This window comes from Pauljensenia sp. UMB1177 (genome assembly GCF_030217965.1).
Classification (GTDB): Bacteria; Actinomycetota; Actinomycetes; order Actinomycetales; family Actinomycetaceae; genus Pauljensenia; species Pauljensenia turicensis_A.
In genome coordinates, this window is sequence record NZ_JASOOV010000004.1 from 61,997 (window position 1) to 84,219 (window position 22,223).

At 56.4% G+C, this 22,223-nt stretch carries 24 protein-coding genes; 23 read left to right on the plus strand and 1 reads right to left on the minus strand.

Annotated elements, in window-relative coordinates:
* Positions 1 to 26: 26 nt before the first annotated feature.
* From QP442_RS06205 to QP442_RS06225, 5 genes are all read left to right on the plus strand, one after another.
* Positions 27 to 323 (plus strand): DUF2469 domain-containing protein, encoded by a 297-nt coding sequence (locus tag QP442_RS06205; protein ID WP_006681177.1) that lies wholly within the window; start codon positions 27 to 29, stop codon positions 321 to 323.
* Between the two features lie 111 nt (positions 324 to 434).
* Positions 435 to 845, plus strand: coding sequence for a YraN family protein (locus QP442_RS06210; RefSeq protein ID WP_006681176.1), 411 nt, complete (start codon positions 435 to 437; stop codon positions 843 to 845).
* Positions 842 to 2,401 carry a YifB family Mg chelatase-like AAA ATPase gene (locus QP442_RS06215; protein ID WP_103631880.1) on the plus strand — a complete coding sequence of 520 codons (1,560 nt, stop codon included), beginning with the start codon at positions 842 to 844 and terminating at the stop codon, positions 2,399 to 2,401. The genes QP442_RS06210 and QP442_RS06215 overlap by 4 nt, the downstream gene beginning before the upstream one ends.
* Positions 2,385 to 3,539, plus strand: a complete 1,155-nt coding sequence (dprA, locus tag QP442_RS06220; RefSeq protein WP_103631879.1) for a DNA-processing protein DprA — start codon at positions 2,385 to 2,387, stop codon at positions 3,537 to 3,539. Before QP442_RS06215 ends, dprA begins: the two co-directional genes overlap by 17 nt.
* A 10-nt stretch (positions 3,540 to 3,549) precedes the next feature.
* Complete coding sequence (locus QP442_RS06225) at positions 3,550 to 4,464, plus strand: tyrosine recombinase XerC (protein WP_040318557.1); 915 nt, start codon at positions 3,550 to 3,552, stop codon at positions 4,462 to 4,464.
* Positions 4,465 to 4,509: 45 nt separating this feature from the next.
* On the opposite strand, the gene QP442_RS06230 is transcribed toward QP442_RS06225, so the two are convergent.
* Complete coding sequence (locus tag QP442_RS06230) at positions 4,510 to 5,031, minus strand: M23 family metallopeptidase (protein WP_006681172.1); 522 nt, start codon at positions 5,029 to 5,031, stop codon at positions 4,510 to 4,512.
* A 349-nt stretch (positions 5,032 to 5,380) separates the two neighbouring features.
* On the opposite strand from QP442_RS06230, the gene rpsB reads away from it, so the two are divergent.
* From rpsB to aspA, 18 genes are all read left to right on the plus strand, one after another.
* Complete coding sequence (rpsB, locus tag QP442_RS06235; RefSeq protein ID WP_006681171.1) at positions 5,381 to 6,208, plus strand: 30S ribosomal protein S2; 828 nt, start codon at positions 5,381 to 5,383, stop codon at positions 6,206 to 6,208.
* Between the two features lie 33 nt (positions 6,209 to 6,241).
* On the plus strand, positions 6,242 to 7,069 hold the full coding sequence (gene tsf, locus QP442_RS06240; protein WP_006681170.1) for a translation elongation factor Ts: 828 nt from the start codon (positions 6,242 to 6,244) through the stop codon (positions 7,067 to 7,069).
* A gap of 90 nt (positions 7,070 to 7,159) precedes the next feature.
* Positions 7,160 to 7,876 carry a UMP kinase gene (gene pyrH, locus QP442_RS06245; RefSeq protein ID WP_006681169.1) on the plus strand — a complete coding sequence of 239 codons (717 nt, stop codon included), beginning with the start codon at positions 7,160 to 7,162 and terminating at the stop codon, positions 7,874 to 7,876.
* 18 nt (positions 7,877 to 7,894) lie between these two features.
* A complete protein-coding gene (gene frr / locus QP442_RS06250; protein ID WP_006681168.1) occupies positions 7,895 to 8,452 on the plus strand; it encodes a ribosome recycling factor in 558 nt (185 codons plus the stop codon).
* Positions 8,449 to 9,339: a phosphatidate cytidylyltransferase gene (locus QP442_RS06255; protein WP_103631876.1), complete on the plus strand. Its 891-nt coding sequence runs from the start codon at positions 8,449 to 8,451 to the stop codon at positions 9,337 to 9,339. Before frr ends, QP442_RS06255 begins: the two co-directional genes overlap by 4 nt.
* Before the next feature lie 8 nt (positions 9,340 to 9,347).
* Entirely contained in the window at positions 9,348 to 10,595 is a 1,248-nt protein-coding gene (rlmN, locus tag QP442_RS06260) for a 23S rRNA (adenine(2503)-C(2))-methyltransferase RlmN (RefSeq protein WP_006681166.1), read from the plus strand.
* Positions 10,592 to 11,143 (plus strand): DivIVA domain-containing protein, encoded by a 552-nt coding sequence (locus QP442_RS06265; protein ID WP_101627854.1) that lies wholly within the window; start codon positions 10,592 to 10,594, stop codon positions 11,141 to 11,143. The genes rlmN and QP442_RS06265 overlap by 4 nt, the downstream gene beginning before the upstream one ends.
* Before the next feature lie 15 nt (positions 11,144 to 11,158).
* Positions 11,159 to 12,373, plus strand: a complete 1,215-nt coding sequence (gene dxr, locus QP442_RS06270; protein ID WP_219585177.1) for a 1-deoxy-D-xylulose-5-phosphate reductoisomerase — start codon at positions 11,159 to 11,161, stop codon at positions 12,371 to 12,373.
* Positions 12,370 to 13,608: a M50 family metallopeptidase gene (locus QP442_RS06275; RefSeq protein WP_285069702.1), complete on the plus strand. Its 1,239-nt coding sequence runs from the start codon at positions 12,370 to 12,372 to the stop codon at positions 13,606 to 13,608. Before dxr ends, QP442_RS06275 begins: the two co-directional genes overlap by 4 nt.
* A 12-nt stretch (positions 13,609 to 13,620) precedes the next feature.
* Positions 13,621 to 14,670: a threonine aldolase family protein gene (locus QP442_RS06280; protein WP_285067335.1), complete on the plus strand. Its 1,050-nt coding sequence runs from the start codon at positions 13,621 to 13,623 to the stop codon at positions 14,668 to 14,670.
* A 226-nt stretch (positions 14,671 to 14,896) separates the two neighbouring features.
* On the plus strand, positions 14,897 to 16,072 hold the full coding sequence (ispG, locus tag QP442_RS06285) for a flavodoxin-dependent (E)-4-hydroxy-3-methylbut-2-enyl-diphosphate synthase (protein ID WP_006681161.1): 1,176 nt from the start codon (positions 14,897 to 14,899) through the stop codon (positions 16,070 to 16,072).
* Between the two features lie 17 nt (positions 16,073 to 16,089).
* Positions 16,090 to 16,584 (plus strand): hypothetical protein, encoded by a 495-nt coding sequence (locus QP442_RS06290; RefSeq protein WP_006681160.1) that lies wholly within the window; start codon positions 16,090 to 16,092, stop codon positions 16,582 to 16,584.
* Positions 16,585 to 16,687: 103 nt separating this feature from the next.
* Entirely contained in the window at positions 16,688 to 17,134 is a 447-nt protein-coding gene (locus QP442_RS06295; protein WP_006681159.1) for a hypothetical protein, read from the plus strand.
* An 86-nt stretch (positions 17,135 to 17,220) separates the two neighbouring features.
* Positions 17,221 to 19,032 (plus strand): proline--tRNA ligase, encoded by a 1,812-nt coding sequence (locus QP442_RS06300; RefSeq protein ID WP_179369699.1) that lies wholly within the window; start codon positions 17,221 to 17,223, stop codon positions 19,030 to 19,032.
* Positions 19,032 to 19,523 (plus strand): peptide deformylase, encoded by a 492-nt coding sequence (gene def, locus QP442_RS06305; protein ID WP_006681157.1) that lies wholly within the window; start codon positions 19,032 to 19,034, stop codon positions 19,521 to 19,523. The genes QP442_RS06300 and def overlap by 1 nt, the downstream gene beginning before the upstream one ends.
* Before the next feature lie 138 nt (positions 19,524 to 19,661).
* Entirely contained in the window at positions 19,662 to 20,165 is a 504-nt protein-coding gene (locus QP442_RS06310; protein ID WP_006681156.1) for a DUF3145 domain-containing protein, read from the plus strand.
* A gap of 3 nt (positions 20,166 to 20,168) precedes the next feature.
* Entirely contained in the window at positions 20,169 to 20,519 is a 351-nt protein-coding gene (locus tag QP442_RS06315; RefSeq protein ID WP_179369698.1) for an acyl carrier protein, read from the plus strand.
* A 209-nt stretch (positions 20,520 to 20,728) separates the two neighbouring features.
* Positions 20,729 to 22,192, plus strand: coding sequence for an aspartate ammonia-lyase (gene aspA, locus QP442_RS06320; RefSeq protein WP_179369697.1), 1,464 nt, complete (start codon positions 20,729 to 20,731; stop codon positions 22,190 to 22,192).
* Positions 22,193 to 22,223 lie beyond the last annotated feature (31 nt).

The following is a 22,223-nucleotide window of genomic DNA, read 5'->3' on the forward strand; positions in this document are numbered from 1 at the left end:
AACAATTTGTTAGGCATGATTGAACCGTGAGTGAAGACATCGAAAGCTACGAAAACTCTCTGGAACTTGAGCTTTTCCGCGAGTACAGGGATGTCATTGGCTTATTTAAGTACGTGGTCGAAACCGAACGTCGTTTCTACCTCTGCAATCAGGTCGATGTTCAAGCCCGTCCAGTTGGTGGGGATATTTTCTTTGAACTCACGCTGACTGACGCGTGGGTGTGGGACATTTACCGTTCCTCGCGTTTCGTGCGTTCTGTCCAGGTCATCACCTACAAAGACGTGAACGTCGAAGAATTGACCAAGCCAGAGCTGAACCTCTGACCCCTTCGGCGGGTTATCCACAATTTCAGGTGGGTGCTACTTATCCACAATTTCGCTTTCGCTGACTTTCTTTCTGTGTATTCCTGACCGACGCTTGGTGCGGAGGTCAGTATGGGAAACGATTTTCGCCGTCGACTCGGAATGCTAGGCGAGGTCACTGCGACGCGCTTCATCAGCGAAGGTGGTCTGCAGGTTGTTGATCGAAATTGGCGCAACGGCAGGGCAGGCGAGCTCGACATCATTGCGACGGACGGCTCGAACACGATTGTCATCGAAGTCAGAACCCGCTTTGGGAACGCAAAGGGGAGTGCGCTCGAATCAGTTGATGATCGAAAGGTCAGGCAACTACGTTCGCTGTCGGTTGCTTGGGTGCGATCGCATGAGTGCCGTGGGCACTTGCGCGTTGACATTGTTGCGATCACTGTCGATCCGGCAATGCGCGTAGTCGTTGAAGAGTCTGGTCCAGATGCGGACTTACGTGACTACGGTGCGCGCATCGAATGGATTCGAGGCATCGCATGAACGCCTCGCTTGCACACATTGATTCAATTGGACTTGTGGGCATAGAAGGCCATCGGGTGCGCGTTGAAGCACATGTGGGGCGCGGACTGGTCAAGTTCACTCTGGTTGGCCTGCCGGACGCGTCTTTGCGTGAAGCGAAAGACCGGGTTCGCTCGGCGTTGCAGTCCTGCAACTTGGAAGTGATGGACTCTCATATCACCGTGAACCTGTCACCGGCGGGTCTTCCAAAGTCTGGTTCAGGGTTTGATCTTGCGATCGCCATCGCAGTGCTTCAAGCTGCGGGCTCACTGAAAAGACAGGCATTCGTAGGCGCTGCTCTATTAGGAGAACTAGCTCTTGACGGTAGTATCCAATCAATCCGAGGAATTCTGCCCGCGGTCTTGTCGGCGAAGAAACTCGGGATTCAACGTGTCATCGTTCCCGCAACATGTGTCTTAGAAGCTCGTCTTGTCCACGGTATTGATGTCATTGGTTTCGACCACTTAGCTGATCTTGTTACCTGGGCTGGGGGAGATGCTCTACGTCCGAAAACACCTATCCCGATTCTCCACGCTCTGCCGACTGAGAGACTGACAGAAAGCATCGCCGCGGTTTCAGATTTAGCAGATGTACGAGGTCAAGACGGAGCTGTTGACGCGTTAGAGGTGGCTGCCGCGGGAGGCCATCACGTGTTGCTCATCGGTGAAGCTGGCTCCGGAAAGTCAATGCTCGCATCACGTATGCCAACGATTTTGCCGCCGATGGATGATCAAACGGCCCTGATGACATCCGCACTTCATTCCATCGCAGGCCGCCTCGAAGACCACGCAACCCTGATGCGCACCCCTCCCTTCCAATCCCCTCACCACAGCGTCACAATGCCGGCCCTGATTGGTGGCGGTAGTGGGATTGCGATGCCGGGTGCAGCATCACTGGCACACGGGGGAGTTCTGTTCCTTGACGAGGCAACCGAATTCATCCCCTCGGTCCTCGACGCTCTGCGCCAGCCACTCGAAGAAGGCGTCATCACGATCCATCGAGCCAAAGGACAAGCCACCTATCCCGCCAGATTTCAACTGATCCTCGCCTCAAACCCCTGCCCGTGCGGTGGTGGAACCAAAGCTCGCCCCTGTCGATGCGCATCCATCCAAAAACGCAGGTACATCACACGACTATCAGGGCCCTTGCTTGACCGCATTGATATCACGATCGCAATGCATGCTCCCACCCGCGCGCAGCTCAACGCCAGCAAACGACGCACATCCAAAGAAGTAGCCGAAAGAGTACTCGCCGCACGCGACAGGGCACGCACACGCCTAGAAGGAACAGGATGGACCCTCAACTGTCAGCTTCCCGGCCCCTGGGTGCGACAGCACTCGGGCATAGCACGCACATACATTGACCGCATCGATCAAGGCGTCGACAGAGGAATTCTGTCCATGAGAGGCGCCGATCGCGTCTTACGCCTCATGTGGACCCTCGCCGACCTAGCCGAACGATCCACACCCAACGACACCGACCTTGCGCAGGCACTACAACTGAGAAACTCAGGAGCACTCGATGCCTTCTATCAATGAACGCGACCTCGCCTGGGCATGGTGGACATGCATCCAAGAACCCGAAGACGCCCATGCCCACGCTCTACGACTTCACCTTGGACTCATTGAATCAGTCGAATGGGTATGCGCCGATTCTCCCGGCCCACTCCCACCACCACTGTCACAGCATCGAAAAACACTCGAAGACGCCTGGAAACGCTTCAAACCACGTGCACTACGCAACAACCTCAACCAAGAACTTGAGGTAATCCACGCCCTAGGCGGACGCTTCATCAGCCAAGAAGACCCATCCTTCCCCAAAGAACTCACCATCCTTCAAGAATCAACACCACTTGGCCTATGGGTCGTGGGCACGCTCCCACACACACGTTCAGTCACCATCGTCGGAGCGAGAGCAACAACAAACCTCGGAACAAGGAACGCTTTCGACATCGCATCCGACCTTGCCGACAGAGGCGATACCATCCTCTCCGGCGGAGCATTCGGCATCGACATCGCCGCCCACAGGGGAACACTCGCAGCAAACGGACAGACAATCGCCATCCTTGCCGGGGGAGTAGCAAACCCCTATCCCGTCTCTCATACCCGCGACTTCGAAACGATCGTCGAATCGTCAGGAGCCATCGTCTCAGAAGTACCACCAAGCTTCAGACCCGCAAAATGGCGCTTCCTTGGACGAAACAGAATGTTAGCCGCTTGGGGGGATGCCACCATTGTCATCGAAGCGTCATCCAGATCCGGTGCCCTCGCAACAGCCAGACGAGCAATGACACTAGGCAAACCCGTAGGAGCAGTCCCCGGACCCATCACCTCGCAATCCTCAACGGGATGCCACGAGCTCATTCGCAACGGTGCCACGCTCATCAGAAACGCATCCGACATCCACGAAATGATCGACCCCCTGCACACGCAACTCCAAGGCATACTCTTCGGTGAACCCGTCTGCCCAGATCAGGGAGTCAATGCACTCTCACCCCACGCGCGCAGGGCATGGGAAGCCCTTCCCATACGCAACCTCTCAACACTTTCCACCATCGCCGCAAACGCTGGCATGAGCGAACAGGAAACGTTGCGGGCGCTCGCGGAACTGGAGCTTGACGGGTACGTGCGTTCTAACTCCCGCGGTTGGGCTCGCAAAGGTGGAGCTCGGTGCTGATAATGAAGGCATGAGTGAGTTAGGCATCTTCGACGCATGGGTATCATTCCTGACCCATGCGCGTCGGCTGTCTGACCATACGATCACGGCATATTCGGTTGATGTTGCTGGATGTTTTGAGTTCATCGGCGTTGACCCGAATCCAACGAGCGAGCAACTAGACGCTCGCTTGACAACGCGCCGTCTTCGCCTGTGGTTAGCGAAACTGAGTGAGCAGGGTGCATCACGTTCGACCCTGTCACGTAAGACCGCTGCCGTACGAAACTTTTGTCGGTGGGCGATTGACCATGACGTGTTGGCTCATGATCCTTCTGCATCGCTTGCGTCTGCTCGCGTAGATCAACGCCTTCCTCAGGTTCTGACATCGAATGATGCGACGACCCTGATGGAGTATGCGCGTGCCCACGCCCGTTCAGGCGATGCGACAGATCTGCGGAACTGGGCGATCCTTGAACTGATCTATGCGTCGGGAATGCGTATCTCAGAACTCGTTGGGTTGAATGTGACAAGCATCGATTATTCGGGCCACACCGGACGTGTTTTGGGTAAGGGAAACAAAGAACGCGTTGTTCCGCTGACCGATCTTGCCCTCGAAGCCGTACAGACGTGGACGGTTCGCGGTCGTCCGCAACTGAGCAATTCTGATTCTGGGAATGCTCTGTTCATTGGTGACCAGGGCAAGCGGATCGATGTTCGAGTTGTCCGCTCCATGTTCCATCGCGAAGCTGCCCGAGCTGGGGTCCCAGATCTTGCGCCACACGCTCTACGGCACACGATGGCGACGCACTTGCTTGAAGGGGGAGCAGATTTGCGTAGCGTTCAAGAGATCCTCGGCCACTCTTCTTTACAGACCACCCAGCGATACACGCACGTTGATTCAAAACGATTGTCCGCTATCTATGCTCAGGCACACCCGCGCGCTTAACTCTTCGTCTGCCCTCCAGCTTCGCCCCGCCTACGATTGACGAGGCTACCCGCGCACTTTACTCCCATCCCAGGGTTTCAGGGCAAGATCGCCAACTAAGAACCGTAGGGGATTAACGTAGTGATCCCTTGAGGTTTTGGCACCCCAGTGCAGACCGCCTGCTGGCTCATGCCCGGGTCTGAGGGTTGCTATGGGAGCCCCCGCACTGACGTGGTCTCCAACGCTCACAAGAGCATCGACGGGCTCATATGTTGAACGAACCGGGCCATGGGACAACGAGACAACCCCCTTGCCGGCAACCTCGCCGGCCACTTCTACAATCCCGTCAGCCGGGGCATAGATCGTAGCGCCAACATCGACCTTCAGATCGACTCCGCGATGACCTGAAAGCCACCGTAACGCCGGAGGATCAAAACCCCTGGTCACGCTTGCCGCATTCCCGGTCGGCCACTGCCAGTGTTGCCAGACGGATGCGTTGGCCGGCCTCGTCAATAGGCAAGAAAACAGAGCCAAGGCGGCAAGGATCGTCAAAGGAAGATGTGCATAACGGTCATTGCGAAGAAACATGCACTCAATGTCGTTGATCGCGGGTCAAAGGGCGAATGGAGTGATTGCTTATTGTGGATACTCCGCGATCGGGTGAGGCACCTGTGGATAAAGTCTGGCGACGAGGGTCACATCAAGCGAAATAGGGAGTATGAGGGCATATGAGATAAGCTATTTGAGCACCTGCTTGCAGGTGACTTCGCGTGCCATTTTCACGTCAGCGGTCTTCCGCGGTGGGCATAAGTTCCAGGTCCTTTCGAGGTGAACTTAAGTCATGGCACCAGGGCTTGCGTACCCGCGCACAGCACGTAACTGAAACCGAGGGTGAAAACCCTCATGATCCCGCAGTTTTGCGGGGAAGGACGATTCAATGGCAGTCGTAACCATGCGTCAGCTCCTCGAGTCCGGTGTCCACTTCGGTCACCAGACCCGCCGCTGGAACCCGAAGATGAAGCGTTTCATCCTCACCGAACGCAACGGCATCTACATCATCGATCTTCAGCAGACCATTGCTGACATCGACATTGCTTACGATTTCGTGAAGCAGACCGTCGCACACGGTGGCACCATCCTCTTCGTTGGCACCAAGAAGCAGGCGCAGGAAGCCGTCGCAGAGCAGGCAACCCGCGTTGGCATGCCGTACGTAAACCACCGCTGGCTCGGTGGCATGCTCACCAACTTCTCCACCGTTTCCAAGCGTCTCCAGCGCCTCAAGGAACTCGAGCAGATCGACTTCGACGATGTCGCCGCATCCGGCCGCACCAAGAAGGAACTCCTCATGATGCGTCGTGAGAAGGACAAGCTGGCTCGCACACTCGGTGGCATCCGCGACATGGCCAAGACCCCGTCCGCCATCTGGATCGTTGACCCGAAGAAGGAACACCTCGCGGTTTCCGAAGCTCGCAAGCTCAACATCCCGATCGTCGCCATTCTCGACACCAACGCTGATCCGGACGAGGTCGACTACCGCATCCCCGGTAACGACGATGCCATCCGCGCAGTTGCACTGCTCACCCGCGTGATCGCAGACGCAGTCGCAGAGGGCCTCCTCGCTCGTTCCGAAACCCGCAAGTCCGCTGACTCGGCAGAAACCGTTGCAGAACCGCTCGCCGAGTGGGAACGCGAACTCCTCGAAGGCGACAAGGGCGAAGCCAAGGCTGAAGAAGCTCCGGCTACCGAAGCCCCCGCCGAGAACTGATCTTTACCAACTTCAAAGTAGAAAGAGACATCAATGGCGAATTTCACCGCTGCTGACGTCAAGGCTCTGCGTGAGCAGACCGGCGCAGGCATGATGGACGTGAAGAAGGCTCTGACCGAGGCTGATGGCGATGCTGAAAAGGCTCTCGAAATCATCCGCCTGAAGGGTCTGAAGTCGCTCTCCAAGCGCGAAGATCGTCAGGCATCCGCCGGCCTTCTGGTCGCTCAGGTTGACGATGGTGTTGGCGTCCTCGTCGAGGTCAACTCCGAAACCGACTTCGTTGCAAAGAACCAGAAGTTCATTGACTTCGCAAACGAGGTTCTCGCAGCAGCCGTTGCTTCGGGCGCATCCAATCTTGAGTCTCTCCTCGCATCCCCCATGGGTGACGAGACCGTTCAGGACAAGCTCAATTCCATGGCAGCAGTTATCGGCGAAAAGCTCGAAATCCGTCGCGTTGTGCGCGTCGAGGGCGAGAACGTTGACCTGTACCTGCACCAGACCAGCCCCGACCTCCCCCCGCAGGTTGGCGTCTTCGTCGTCACCGACGCAGCTGGCGCTTCCGTTGCTCACGACATCGCAATGCACATTGCCGCTTACATGCCGGCATACCTTGATCGCGATGCCGTTCCTGCTGACGTCCTCGAGAAGGAGCGCGAGACTCTCACGAAGATCACGCTCGAAGAAGGCAAGCCCGAGCACATCGTCGGCAAGATCGTCGAAGGTCGCATGGAAGCCTACTTCAAGGACAACTGCCTCGTGGACCAGGCGTTCGCTCGCGATCCCTCTAAGTCGGTCGGCAAGGTTCTTGCCGAGGCCGGCGCAAAGGTGACCGAGTTCGTTCGCGTTCACGTCGGAGCCTGATAACGCATGAATGGCCCCGCCCAAATGGGCGGGGTCATTCGGCTATCCTGTGTACTAATGCTTCTTACCGCGTGAACAGGAGAAACGCGCATGCCTCATACTCGTAGGGTCCTTCTTAAACTGTCTGGTGAAGCTTTCGGCGGTGGCGCCGTTGGTCTTGACCCCACTGTCGTTCGCGATATTGCTCACCAGATTGCTATTGCTGTCCGTCGAGGCATTGAAGTCGCAGTCGTCGTTGGTGGCGGTAACTTCTTCCGCGGTGCGCAGCTAGCTAAAGCAGGAATGGATCGTTCCCGCGCCGACTACATGGGCATGCTCGGTACCGTGATGAACGCCCTTGCGCTTCAAGACTTCATCGAACAAGCCGGTGTTCCTGCGCGTGTTCAATCCGCAATTACGATGACCCAGGTTGGTGAACCCTACATTCCGTTGCGCGCTATTCGCCATATGGAAAAGGGGCGCGTTGTTATCTTCGGCGCGGGCGCCGGTATGCCGTTCTTCTCGACGGACACGGTTTCAGCTCAGCGTGCTCTTGAAACCCACTGCGACGAGCTTCTTGTTGCTAAGAATGGCGTGGATGGTGTGTACGATGACGATCCGCGCCTGAACCCGGACGCGAAGCGTCTTGAATTCCTGACGTACTCGGATGCCCTTTCTCAGGAACTCAAGGTCATGGATGCAACAGCTTTGGCACTTTGCCGTGATAATGGTTTACAAACACGAGTTTTCGGAATGTCTGAAGCAGGCAATGTGACTGCTGCCCTGATGGGTGAGACAATCGGTACTCTTGTGACTGCGCAAGACTGATCAACATAGGAGTCACGAATGATTGACGACATCCTCCTTGAAACCGAGGAAAAGATGGACCGTGCGGTTGAATCCGCACGCCACGAATTTGGCAATATCCGCACCGGTCGCGCAAACGCCGCGATGTTCGAGCAGATTCTTGTCGACTACTACGGTGCACCCACGCCGATGCAACAGCTCGCTTCTTTCCAGATTCCTGAAGCTCGTACCGTGTTGATCTCCCCGTTCGATCGCACTGCCACGAATGAGATCTTGAAGGCCCTGCGTGAATCTGATCTGGGTGTGAACCCGACCGATGATGGCAACGTTGTCCGCGTTGTTCTTCCTGCCTTGACTGAAGAACGTCGTAAGGAATACGTGAAGCTGGCAAAGACCAAGGCCGAAGATGCTCGCGTCGCAGTTCGTAACGTTCGTCGTAAGGCAAAGGAACAGCTCGATAAGCTGAAGAAAGACGGCGAAGCCGGCGAAGACGAGGTCGATCGTGCAGAAAAGAGCCTCGAATCGCTGACGAAGAAGCAGGTCGAACAGGTTGACAAGCTTCTTGCATCCAAGGAAGCTGAGCTCCTGACGCTGTGAGCGCCTCTGATCATTCTTCCCCTTCGTTGGTTGCGAAGTTTTTCTCTCCGCAACCAACGAAGGTGAAGGAACCACTGGCAGCCACCGGGAAGGCAGGACGTAATCTTCCAGCAGCAGTATCTACTGCCGTTGTTTTGATTCTTTTCGTCGGTATCTGCTTGTTTTATGTACCGCCACTTTTGACACTGTTCATTGTGCTGGCGTCGCTGGCGGGTTTATATGAGTTAGGTGGCGCATTCGCCCACCTAGAAACAAAGCTGACGATGGCTCCGCTGTATGCGGGAGCTATCGGCATGGTCACGTGCGCATGGTCTCTTGGCGCAGAAGCGCTCCTCTTTGCCCTGTACGCAACCATTTTCGCTGTTGTTGCGTGGCGCATCTTGGATCCGAACCCCAAGGGGCGGATTAACGACGTCATTGCATCGGTCTTTGTCGCGCTGTATGTTCCTTTCCTTGCCTCGTTCGTTGTGCTGATGATGCGCCAGTTCGGTAACCCATGGGTGGTTCTCACCTACGTTGGCTTAGTCGTCGCATCCGATACCGGTGGCTGGGTCGCAGGCGTTCTGTTCGGCAAACATCCGATGGCGCCTCGTCTATCACCCAAGAAGTCCTGGGAAGGCTTCATCGGCTCGACAATTGCTTCTGTCGCACTTGGTGGACTTGCTTTCTGGGCACTTGGTGGCCACTGGGCATTCGGCCTCCTTGCCGGCGTTGTTGCGTGTGTTGTCGGCACGCTCGGTGATCTCACTGAATCGTTAATCAAGCGTGAAACCGGTCTGAAGGACATGTCGCAAATTCTGCCGGGGCATGGCGGTGTCCTTGACCGCGTTGATGCTTTGCTGATGGTTGCACCGCTTATGTTTATGATCTTCACCTGGACGCTGTAAGGAATCCTATGAGCCTCGAATTCGAAAAACAGCGTCGGCGTGAAGTGCGTCCGACTGACCAGCCCCCAGAAGGAGCAACGTCAGCCGATGCGAAGCCGGTGATTTCTTTCGCGCCAGCTAAACCTGGCAAGGCACCTGCTCACCTCGCTGACGTGGATGCAAAAGGACGTAAGCAGGTCCTGAAGGATCTGGGTCTTCCCGGTTTCCGTGCTGACCAGCTTTCTCGACATTATTTTGATCACTTCGAAGCCGATCCGGCGAAGATGAGTGATATTCCCGCATCGATGCACGATGCAATTCGTGAAGGTCTGTTGCCTGAACTGGTTCGCCAAGTCGTCGCGCAACACGCGGATGGCGGGATGACGATTAAGCACCTTTGGGAGCTTTTCGATGGGGCGCGCGTTGAATCCGTGCTGATGCGTTACCCGCAGCGCACGACCTTGTGTATTTCTTCGCAGGCAGGATGTGGCATGGCGTGTCCGTTCTGCGCGACCGGCCAGATGGGGCTGACTCGTAACCTGTCGACGGGCGAAATTGTCGATCAGGTGCGCCAAGCGCAGATTGCGTGTCGGGATGGCGAGCTTCCCGGCGGGCCGACGCACCTCTCTAACGTTGTGTTTATGGGTATGGGCGAACCGCTTGCTAACTACCGCACGGTCGTGAATACTCTGCGCCGCCTGATTGATCCCAGCCCAGAAGGCTTTGGACTTTCAGCTCGAAACGTCACTGTGTCGACGGTGGGTTTGGTTCCCGCGATCGACAAGCTGGCGAAAGAAGGCATGCCTGTGACGTTGGCAGTTTCGTTGCATGCTCCCGATGATGACCTTCGCGACGAGTTGATTCCGATTAACTCGCGCTGGAAGGTGGGGGAGTTGCTTGATGCTGCTCGCCGATACTTTGTTGCGACGGGTCGTCGCGTGTCGATTGAGTACGCGCTGATCAAGGATATGAACGATCAGGAATACCGTGCCCAATTGCTTGCTGATGAGCTCAATAAGCGCGGTCACGGGTGGGCTCATGTGAACCCAATTCCGTTGAATCCGACTCCCGGCACAATCTGGACTGCGTCTACTCGGCGTGCTCAGGACACATTTGTCGCTACTCTGCGCAACAATGGGATTTCAACGACGATTCGCGATACTCGCGGTTCTGACATTGATGGTGCGTGCGGTCAGCTCGCAACAGCGGTGAAGGAAGCGAATGCGAAGCGTCGGTCTATCAATTCAGATTCCACTTCAATTCAGGAGACTCGATGAGTGACTCTTTCCCACGAGTGAGCTTCTGGCGTCACGGCTATGCGACTGAGCGTGTGGACGCTTTCTTTGCGGACGCGCGCCAGGCGTATGAAGGTGGCTTGCCGGCAGAGCAGTTCTCTGCACAGCAGGTTCGCCAGGCGACGTTCCCATTGAAGCGTCGTGGCTACGCGATTGATGCTGTTGATTCCGCGATGAGCCGTCTTGAAGCGGCCTTTGTTCAGCGCGATCGTGCGGATCATATTGCTGTTAACGGCGAGGCCGCATGGTTCGAGAAGGTTGCCGAGCGCGCAACGACGCTGTACGACCGCCTGATGCGTCCTCGGGGCGAGCGTTTCTCACACCCGGAATCCGGTCGTGGATATGACGCGGCTCAGGTTGATGATCTGCTGGATCGTTTGGCCGCCTATTTTGACGAGGGCACTGAGATGAGCGTCGATGACGTTCGTCTTGCTGTTTTCCAGCCTGCTCGTGGCAAGAAGGGCTACACGGAAGGAACGGTTGACGCCTATCTTGGGCGCGCCGTAGAGATTCTTCTGGCTGTTTCCTGATTGGGAGGGCGAATCGTGACTTCTTCGCGTCAGCCGATTGTCCTGCTGGGGTCGACCGGTTCGATTGGTACTCAAGCGTTGGATATCGTTCGCGCGAATCCGTTGCGTTTCGATATCCGAGGTCTTGCTGCTGGCGGCGGCAATATTGAGCGTCTTGCGCGCCAGGTGGTTGAGTTCGATGTTCCTGTCGTCAGTGTGGATCGCCGTGTTGGTGGCGAGCTACGCGACGCGATTCATACCATTGATTCGTCTGCGCACCCGCAGATTATCGAAGGGCCGGACGGGGCAACTCAGGTGGCTTCACTTGTTCCTGACGGAGTTGTCCTGAACGGTATCACCGGGGGAGTGGGTCTGCTTCCCACGCTGGCTGCTTTGAAGTCCGGTGCGACGCTAGCTTTGGCGAATAAGGAATCGTTGGTTGTGGGTGGCCATGTGGTGCGTAGCGCCTGTGTGCGTCCGGGTCAGATTGTGCCTGTCGACTCCGAGCATTCGGCTATCGCTCAGGCGTTGGCCAGTGGAGTTCACGAGGCCGGCCTCACTTCACCAGTGGTCACCGGCCACACTGAGGTGGCCGATCTTGTTCTGACGGCATCAGGTGGCCCGTTTAGGGGTAAGAAGCGCGCTGAACTTGCTGATATCACTCCGGAAGCTGCTCTTGCTCACCCGACGTGGAACATGGGTCCGGTTGTCACGATCAATTCCTCGACGCTGGTCAACAAGGGGCTGGAGCTGATTGAGGCTCACCTGCTGTTTGATGTGGCTCCCGAGCACATTGTGACGACTGTTCACCCGCAGTCGATCGTGCACTCAATGGTGACGTGGATTGACGGTGCAACAACGCTTCAGGCTTCGCCACCCGACATGCGTCTGCCCATCGCCCTGGGCTTGACATGGCCCGAGCGCCTGCACGACGTGGAAAAGCCTCTGACGTGGGCCGATGCGCAGAGTTGGACCTTTGAACCGGTCGATAGCGATACCTTCCCTGCCATCAATCTTGCGCGTCATGCGGTGGCCTCGTCACCGACGCACGCAGCGGTGTACAACGCTGCGAATGAAGTGTTCGTCGATGCGTTTTTAGCCAAGAAACTACCGTGGCTGGGCATTGTCGATTCTTTGACAAAGGTTGTTGAGTCTCACGATGGTATTGCAGACCCGACGTTGGATGACATTCTTGGGGTCGAAGAATGGGCGCGCGCGCAGGCGAATGCGCTGGTGAGTAGATCTTCATGAGCTACCTGGCGGGGATCTTTGCCGTTGTCGTCGGCTTTATCATCACCGTTGGTCTTCACGAGCTTGGCCACCTTGTTCCGGCGAAGAAATTCGGCGCGGTCGTCAGTGAATATGCGATCGGTTTTGGTCCGAAGATTGTGTCGCGTGAAGTCAAAGGCACGTTGGTTGTTTTTCGCGCGATTCCGCTGGGTGGTTACGTGCGTATCCTCGGCATGTTCGCCCCTGCCAAGCCGGGTCGTCGCACGCTGAATTCGAAGGGACAGCGGGATCTTGCTGAAGAAGCCCGCCACCAGAGTGCCCAAGAAATGCCCGAAGGGTGTGCACACCGTGCATTCTGGTGTCTGACGTGGTGGAAGAAAGCAATTGTTATGGCGGCTGGACCCGCGATGAATTTCTTGCTTGCGTTCCTTTTCCTCGTTATTGCGATGGTCGGCATTGGTTTCCGCACTGCCTCGTTAACGCTTGCGGATGTGTCTGCGACAATTCAGACGAATGCGGGTACCGTTGCGTCTCCGGCGTACGAGGCCGGTCTGACCGGGGGCGACACTCTCATCGCGCTTGATGGCCGGAACTTGAATGACTGGTCTGCCTTTAGAGACTCCATTACCTCGTCCAATGGACAGCCTCTTCAGGTGACCTTTGAACGCGATGGCGACCTTCATGAGGCCTCGTTATATCCGCGCAAGATGGATGACGGCACGTACGTGGTGGGCGTGACTGCCGGATATGAATATACGGCGGCCTCGATGTGGGATGCGGCCAAGGAATATCGCTACATGTTCACGGGCACGGTGGGTGCAATTACGAAGATTCCACAGTCCCTGTGGAACGTTACGATGTCGATGGTGACGGGAAGCGAACGCGATTCGTCAGGCTTGATTTCGATTGTTGGAGTGTCACGAATTGCTGGTGAGGTGACCAGCGATTCTGCGGGCAGTGGCGTCGCGGATGTGCGTTCTCAGATTGCGTTCCTTTTGAGTCTGATGGCCTCGCTGAATATGGCGTTGGCGGTTTTCAATCTGATTCCTCTGCCGCCTCTCGATGGTGGGCACATCATTGGTGCGCTCTACGAAGGCGTGCGCGGAGGAGTGGCACGCATGGGAGGAAAGCCGAATCCTGGCCCGGTCGATACCGCCCGATTATTACCGCTGACCTGGGTTGTGGGAGCATTATTGGCGGTGATGAGCATCGTGCTTGTTATCGCTGACATTGTTGATCCGCTTTCATTGCGTTGAACTGGAGTTGAAATGGCCAAGGCTGTTTTTACGAACGACTATTCCGCGACTGCTCACCCGCAGATTCTTGCCGATTTGACGGCGTTTGGAATGCAGAAGTTCCCCGGTTATGGAATGGATGCGATCTGCGATGAAGCTGAAAAGCTGATCCTCGACCAGTGCGGTATTCCCGGTGGAGCAGTCCGTTTCATGGCCGGTGGAACCCTGATTAACGATCTTGCGATCGACCTGTTTTTGCGCCCGTGGCAGTCAGTGATCGCCACCGCTGACGGTCATATTGCTACCCACGAAGCCGGTGCGATTGAAAATTCTGGGCACCGTGTTCATACGATTCCTTCGCATGATGGCCTGATGGACCCAAGTGAGCTCGAAGCGACTCTTCTTGAATGGCGCGACGGCGGTGTGCGTGAGCATGTGACTGCGCCGGGCCTGGTTTATATTTCCCAGCCCACGGAGCTTGGAACGTTGTATTCGCTCGAACGACTGACTGCGATTTCTGAGATCTGTCATTCCTTCGGCGTTGGCCTTTACGTTGATGGCGCGCGTTTGGGATATGCGATGGGGTCGTCAGCAAATGACGTGACCTTCGCTGACCTGGCAACGCTGACCGATGCGTTCTCCATTGGTGGCGCCAAGTGCGGAATGATGATGGGTGAAGCCCTCGTCCTGCCCGACGCGTCAAAGGCTGACTACTCACTGCGTGCGATGATGAAGATCCACGGCGGACTGGCGTCGAAGGGCTGGATCCTGGGCTCGCAGTTCCGCACGATGTTCGCCGACGGTCTGTACCTTCGCATTACGCGCGAGGCTACCCAGCGCGCTCAGCGGATCGAACAGGCATTCAAAGACGCCGGTTTTGAGATGCTGGTGGATTCTCCGACGAACCAGCTCTTCCCGATTCTCCCGCTTGAAATGGCTGAGGACGCGCGCGAGCGTTTTGCTATCGAAAAATGGGCGCCGGTCGCCGACACGGTGGCGGTTCGTTTCGTCATTTCGTGGTCCACCACAGATGAAGACGAAGCTGCCCTCCTTCAGTGGATTGCGACCTCGTCTGCGTGTTAACCTCCAGTAGCTCCTTAGCTGCTTGAGGACTCACATCACCCCAGTCAGTTCCGAGTTACCTTGTACCAACACCGATAACGGATGCCCGGTGTGAAGTGAAAGCGCGGGTTTCCATGTTTCTCCCTTGAATTCGCGTCCATTGAGTGAAATGCAGAGACTAAATGGTGACAGTGACATATCTTCATTAACCTTTCCCACACCTTTGCGCTAAGAAGAAACAGCCGAAGTGGGAGATAATGAGCGCGTGAGTGAAATATCTTTAGGCATCCCCGCAGTAAAGACGTCTCCGTTCCCGCGTAAGAAGACGCGGTCGATCATGGTTGGAGATGTTCGCGTTGGTGGTGGCGCCCCCGTTTCTGTCCAGTCGATGACCACAACGAAAACCCACGACATCGGTGCAACTTTGCAGCAGATTGCAGAGCTCACCGCAGCAGGGTGCGACATCGTTCGTGTCGCATGCCCGACGGATAAGGACGCTGAGGCGCTTGCGATCATCGCACAGCAATCGCGTATCCCCGTTATCGCGGATATTCACTTCAACCCGAAGTACGTGTTTGCAGCCATTGATGCGGGCTGTGGAGCTGTCCGCGTGAACCCCGGTAACATCCGCAAGTTCGACGACCAGGTGAAAGAAATCTGTAAGGCGGCATCCGACGCCGGTGTTTCTTTGCGCATTGGCGTGAATGCTGGTTCGCTGGATCCTCGTCTGCTGAAGAAGTACGGCAAGGCGACTCCCGAGGCCCTCGTTGAATCGGCAGTCTGGGAAGCGTCACTGTTCGAAGAAAATGACTTCCACGACTTCAAGATCTCCGTGAAGCACCATGATGTTCTCACCATGGTTGAGGCATACCGCCAGCTGTCGGAAAAGGGCGACTGGCCACTGCACCTCGGTGTGACCGAAGCCGGTCCCGCATTCCAAGGCACCATCAAGTCGGTGTCCGCATTCTCGGTTCTTCTTTCAGAAGGCATTGGTGACACGATCCGCGTGTCCTTGTCTGCGCCTCCGGTCGAGGAAGTCAAGGTTGGCACCAAGCTTCTTGAATACATGGGGCTTCGTGATCGCACTCTTGAAATCGTTTCATGCCCGTCATGTGGCCGCGCGCAAGTTGACGTGTGGACCTTGGCAGAAAACGTCACCGAAGGTCTCAAGGAATTGACCGTTCCGTTGCGTGTTGCCGTCATGGGGTGCGTCGTTAACGGACCTGGTGAAGCTCGCGAAGCCGACCTTGGTGTCGCGTCGGGCAACGGCAAGGGCCAGATCTTCATTCGCGGTGAAGTTGTTGACACCGTTCCCGAAGATCAGATCGTTGAAACTCTGATTGCTCGCGCACACGCGCTAGCTGAAGAAATGGGTCTGACTGAGGGGGATGGTCAAGTCGAAGTTATTCCCGTCGGTCGCTAAGAAAAGGACTTGAAAGAATGAAAAAATCACGTGCCTTCGGTCTGGGACTGCTTGCAACCGGCGCCTCACTGTACGCCACCGGTTTCCCGAAACGTCTGGGTCTGACCGCTTCAGAAGCCTTGATTTCACTTCCCGGTGATCTTCTTGTGCCCCGCGCTGACGTTCAGGTTGATCGAGCAGTTCGAATTAACGCTCCGGCTTCTACTGTCTGGTCGATCATCGAAGCTGCTCTTGAAGACGAATCCTTGCTAAAGGCTAAAGAGGAAGAATCGTGCATCATCCTGAATGCTCCCAAGCCTGGAACCGAGGGTGAAGAAATCGATCAGATGGGAACGTGCGTTCTTGCCCTGCTCGACTTGGGTAATGGTCGCACGATGCTCCATATGCGCGAACGTCACACCAGCGACGGAACCAACCTTGACAAGGCAAAGCTCTACGGATTGCTTTCCCTTGAAACCTACGGGGCGATGATGATGCTTCGCGACATCCGTAAGGCAGCTGAGTCCATCTAACGTTCTGAATCAGACGCGTGGCGCGTTCGACGGTTACACTAGAGGAACCGTCGTGGCTCGCCAAAATCGTTTGTGCTAGACGGGCTGGTCCAAAGGAGGACATATGGCGCCGTGGGCTGGCGTAGCAATGCTCGTAGTAACTGGCCTTACCATCATTGTTGGCTGGTGCTGGGTATGGGCTGGTCTCACTCGTCGTACACGCGTCGTTGCCATGGAACGATTGTTCCCGTATAGCCCCACTCCAGTTATTCCTCAGATCCAAGCGATCATTTGGCCGGCTGTGCCCGTTGTTGGGTGCCTGTGGATCGCAGTCGGTGCCTACAGTGCTCAGACCATCATCGGCCACGAGACACTGTTCGAACGCACTATTGTCATCTTCCTTTTTGCATTGGTTCCCTTGATCGCTGTCTGGATTATGTGTGGACAGAGCCTGCCAACATGGATGTACCCCGGCTGGCGAGCAGAGCACTATTACCGAACACACCCTAAAGTCGCCGAAAAAGAACTCAATGCTCGTACGGCTAGGCGCTTCGTGGGCGTGAGAGCCTGAACGTCAATGTGTGAGAAAAGAGGAGCTCGGCCTCGTCGATGACCTCAAGGTGCACACCACTGACGTGGTGCACTAATCTTGAAGGCGTGCTGAGAACTCTATCGTCATACTTTGTGCGCACTTTGCGCGAAGACCCAGCTGACGCTGAGGTCGATTCCCACAAGCTCCTTGTTCGTGCCGGCTACATCCGACGCACTGCCCCCGGTATCTACACGTGGTTGCCTCTTGGCCTGCGCGTTCTGCGCAAGGTCGAAGGCATCGTCCGTGAAGAAATGGATCGCATGGGCGCTCAGGAAGTTCACTTCCCGGGTCTGATCCCGGCAGAGCCCTACAAGGCAACGAACCGTTGGGAAGAATACGGTCCGACGCTGTTCAAGCTGAACGACCGCAAGGCGGGGGATTACCTGCTGGCTCCCACCCATGAGGAAATGTTCACCCTACTGGTGAAAGACATGTATTCCTCATACAAGGATCTGCCGACCACCCTGTACCAGATTCAGACGAAGTATCGCGACGAAGCTCGCCCGCGTGCAGGCCTGATTCGAGGTCGCGAATTCGTCATGAAGGATGCCTATTCCTTCGATCTTACCGACGAGGGCCTGGACGCTTCCTATAATGCGCAGCGCGAGACCTACCAGCGGATCTTCAATCGCCTTGGTCTTGAATTCGTCATCGTGTCCGCAATGTCGGGCGCCATGGGTGGCTCGCGTTCGGAAGAATTCCTGCACCCCAGCCCGATCGGCGAAGACACCTTCGTTCGTTCACCCGGTGGTTATGCAGCAAACGCTGAGGCAGTGACGACGTCGGCACCGGCTCCGGTCGATGCGTCCAACGTGGGTCCGGCTCGCGTTGTTCCGACCCCGGATTGTGCGACCATTGAGTCCCTCGTTGATCTGCTGAACGCACAATACCCGCGTGAAGACGGTCGTGCATGGACCTCAGCTGACACGTTGAAGAATGTTGTCGTCGTTCTGACCCAGCCTGACGGCTCGCGTGAACTGCTCGTCATTGGCCTGCCCGGTGACCGTGAGGTCGACATGAAGCGCCTCGAAGCAGCTGTCGCACCCGCCGAAGTTGAGATGGCAACCGACAAGGACTTCGAGGACCACCCCGAACTGGTCCGTGGCTACATTGGCCCGCAGGTGATCGGACCGAACTCGCCGGCACGTACAACCGACGAGGATGGGAACCCGACCGGTTCCGTCCGCTATCTTGTGGATCCTCGCGTCGTTGAGGGCACCACCTGGGTGACCGGCGCAAACCAGGATCGTCACCATGTGATCGACCTGGTTATGGGACGCGATTTTGCAGTCGACGGCACCATCGAGGCCGCCGAGGTTCGCGAAGGCGATCAGGCTCCCGACGGTTCAGGTTCGCTTCACCTCGAACGAGGCATCGAAATTGGCCACATTTTCCAGCTTGGTCGCAAGTATGCGGAGGCTCTGGGCCTGACTGTTCTCGACGAGAACGGCAAGTCCCAGGTTGTCACCATGGGCTCGTACGGCATCGGCGTTTCCCGCGTGCTCGCAGCGCTCGCTGAGTCGAACCACGATGATAAGGGTTTGGCATGGCCGGCTCAGATCGCACCGTTCGACGTGCACGTTCTGGCAACCGGTAAGGGCGATGAGCTCTTCGACACTGCCAAGGGCCTCGCTGAAGAACTCGAAGCCACCGGCATGGACGTCCTCTACGATGATCGTCGCAAGGTCTCGGCTGGCGTCAAGTTCGCTGACGCCGAGCTCATCGGTATTCCACTGGCTCTGGTTGTTGGCCGTGGCCTGAAGGATGGTCTGGTCGAGGTTCGTCAGCGCGCCACCGGTGAAAAGACCGAAATGCCACTCGCGCAGGCCGTTGAAGCTCTGAAGGCTGCTCACGCTGAGATTCTTGGAGGCAAATGATGGCAATCCGCGATATTCGCATCATCGGCGATCCGATTCTGCGCACCCAGTGCGATCCGATCACGGATATTGATGCTTCGGTGAAGCTGCTGGTCGAGGATCTGCTTGAAGGTGTTGACATGGAAGGCCGCGCAGGTCTTGCCGCCAACCAGATCGGTGTCGGTCTTCGTGCGTTCTCGTGGAACATTGACGGCGAAATCGGCTACGTCCTCAACCCGAAGATTGTGGAACTGTCGGCTGACGAATTCCAAGACGGTGATGAAGGGTGCCTGTCAGTTCCTGATCTCTGGTATCCGACCGAACGCGCGTGGTATGCGCGCGTCGAAGGCATCAACCTGGACGGTAAGACGATTGTTGTTGAAGGTGAAGAGCTGATGGCTCGTTGCCTGCAGCACGAGTGCGATCACTTGGATGGCATGATCTACATTGATCGCCTGGATCGTAAGACTCGTAAGAAGGCTTTGAGGGACATTCGTAACTCACACTTCTGATCGAGTCGTTGCAACGCCGTCGCACCCTCTTGCTATATGGTGCGACGGCGTTTACAGTTAAATTACACCGTTGTGAGATGTGGCAGTGCTAGTTGAGGGCGTAGGGGAAGACGATCCTCAAAGACTATGGAGGTCACATTGAGAGGGACATACACCCGCGGTGTACTTTTCGTGCATTCAACACCGCCCGCGCTGTGCCCACATATCGAATGGGCAGTCGGTACGGCTCTCGGTCAAGATGTGCGTCTTCAGTGGACCGCGCAAGACGCTGCTCCCGGCATGGTGCGTTGCGAGTTCTCGTGGGTCGGACCGGTCGACTCGGGTGCGCGCCTCGCCTCAGCTCTGCGTGGCTGGGAACACCTGCGCTACGAGGTCACCGAAGAAGCCACGGCTTCCACGGACGGTGGTCGCTGGGCTCATACTCCATCACTCGGCATCTTCCACTCGCAGATGGACACTGTCGGAAACGTCGTCGTTCCTGAAGACCGTATTCGTGCCGCCATTGAGAGCGCCACGAATTACGAGGAATTGCGCGAAGGCCTTGATCTTGCCCTCGGACAAGCGTGGGACGATGAGCTGGAATCCTTCCGTCACGCCGGTGCCGGCGCACCGGTTCGCTATCTGAATTCCAAGGTCGGCTAACCGGTGGGTTCGATCGCTGACCTGCTCGGGTACACGCTCAACGCTGAAGGGGAGAAGTCCGATATCTCCCCTGAAACAGGCGGTGCGATCAATGAAGCGGGGGAGGCCTCGTCCCCTAAAACTGAGCACGCGCGTGAGGTGACGATGGATGCCATCTTGGAATTTGTCGACCTTGCCCCCGAAGATGCGCGCGGTGACCTGACGCTGAAAAAGGATCTGGATATCGATACGTTAGTCAGGTACGCGATCGTTGCACGCATTGAACACGAGTTGAAGCTATCGATTCGAGATACTGAGGTTGATGCGTGGGAGACATTGGACGATGTGCTTTCCGGTGTTGCGGGACATGTGTAGGTGAAACCGCGTTCGAGGACCGTCTTTTTCATCTTCTTTGACTTCGGTCAAGAAAAGGTGATGAGACGGTTTTTCTTTTGTGTAGTTTCGGCAAGTCGTGGACTTTCGTCCTAGATTTACGTCACCATAGATAGCGCAATACAGTAGTGAAGCTGAGCATGCTCACAAGCATCGCTCAGTACACGTAACCACAGACGAAGGAGTCGCAGGTGAGGGCAACGAAGCGTATCGAGGAAGACCTCTTGGGCGCACGAGAAGTTCCGCTCGAGGTTTACTGGGGTATTCACACGCTCCGCGCAATCGAGAACTATCAGATCTCCGGTTCGACAATCGCTGAGGAACCTGAATTTGTCCGTGGCATGGTTGCCGTCAAGAAAGCGTCAGCAATGGCGAACCGGAAGCTGGGGACACTGAGCGACACAATCGCTGATGCGATTATTTGGGCGTGCGACGAAATCCTGGAAGATGGGCGCTGTTTGGATCAGTTCCCGATCGACGTGTTCCAAGGTGGTGCGGGCACCAGCGTCAATATGAATACAAACGAAGTTGTCGCTAACCTTGCGCTGGAACACCTAGGGTACGCGAAGGGACGCTACGCGTACGTCAACCCGAATGATCACGTCAACAAGTCTCAGTCGACAAACGACGCCTATCCCACCGGCTTCCGCTTGGGCTTGTACAAGAAGGTCGACGATCTGGTGGATGAACTCGAGCGTTTGATCGAATCTTTCACATCGAAGGGCTTGCAGTTCCGCGACGTCATCAAGATGGGGCGCACTCAGCTACAGGATGCCGTCCCTATGAGCCTAGGCAAAGAGTTTGAAGCATTCAGTGTGCTCTTGGGTGAAGAGATCCCGCGTCTGCGTAACAACTCGGCGCTACTGCTGGAAGTTAACCTTGGCGCGACCGCTATTGGTACTGGCCTGAATACTCCTGACGGATATCAGGACACCGTCGTTCACTGCCTGCGTGAGGTCACGGGATTGCCGATCAGGGGAGCGGACAACCTGTTGGAAGCAACCTCCGATACTGGTGCCTACGTGTCGATGCACGCCTCCATTAAACGTCTTGCGGTTAAACTATCGAAGATCTGCAATGACCTGCGACTTCTGTCGTCTGGACCTCGTGCGGGCTTGGGTGAAATTCGCTTGCCTGAACGCGCTGCCGGATCGTCGATTATGCCGGCGAAGGTGAACCCGGTGATCCCGGAGGTCGTGAACCAGGTGTGCTTCAAGGTGATGGGCAACGATGTGGCGCTGACCTTCGCGGCTGAAGCTGGCCAGTTGCAACTGAACGTCATGGAGCCGGTAATCGGCCAAACTCTGTTTGAGTCCATCAACCTGCTGACGAACGCGATACGGACCCTGCGTGAGCTCTGCGTCATCGGCATCGAGGCAAACGAGGATGTCTGTCGTAACAATGTCCTGAACTCGATCGGTATTGTCACCTACCTTAACGAGGTGATCGGGCACGCGAACGGTGACGCGGTTGGTCGCGAGTGTGCGCGTAGTGGTCGCAACGTTCGCGAGGTTGTTCTTGAAATGGGACTTCTGGACGAGGCTGCGCTGGATGAACTGCTCAGCGTTGAAAACCTGTTGCGCCCGAAGTACCGCGACATGAGATACTACTCGGGTGGCGACCCGTCGGTCGTGGAATTGGAGGACGAAGAGTAATCGTTCATATGCGTCGCACGCTCGGCGCATA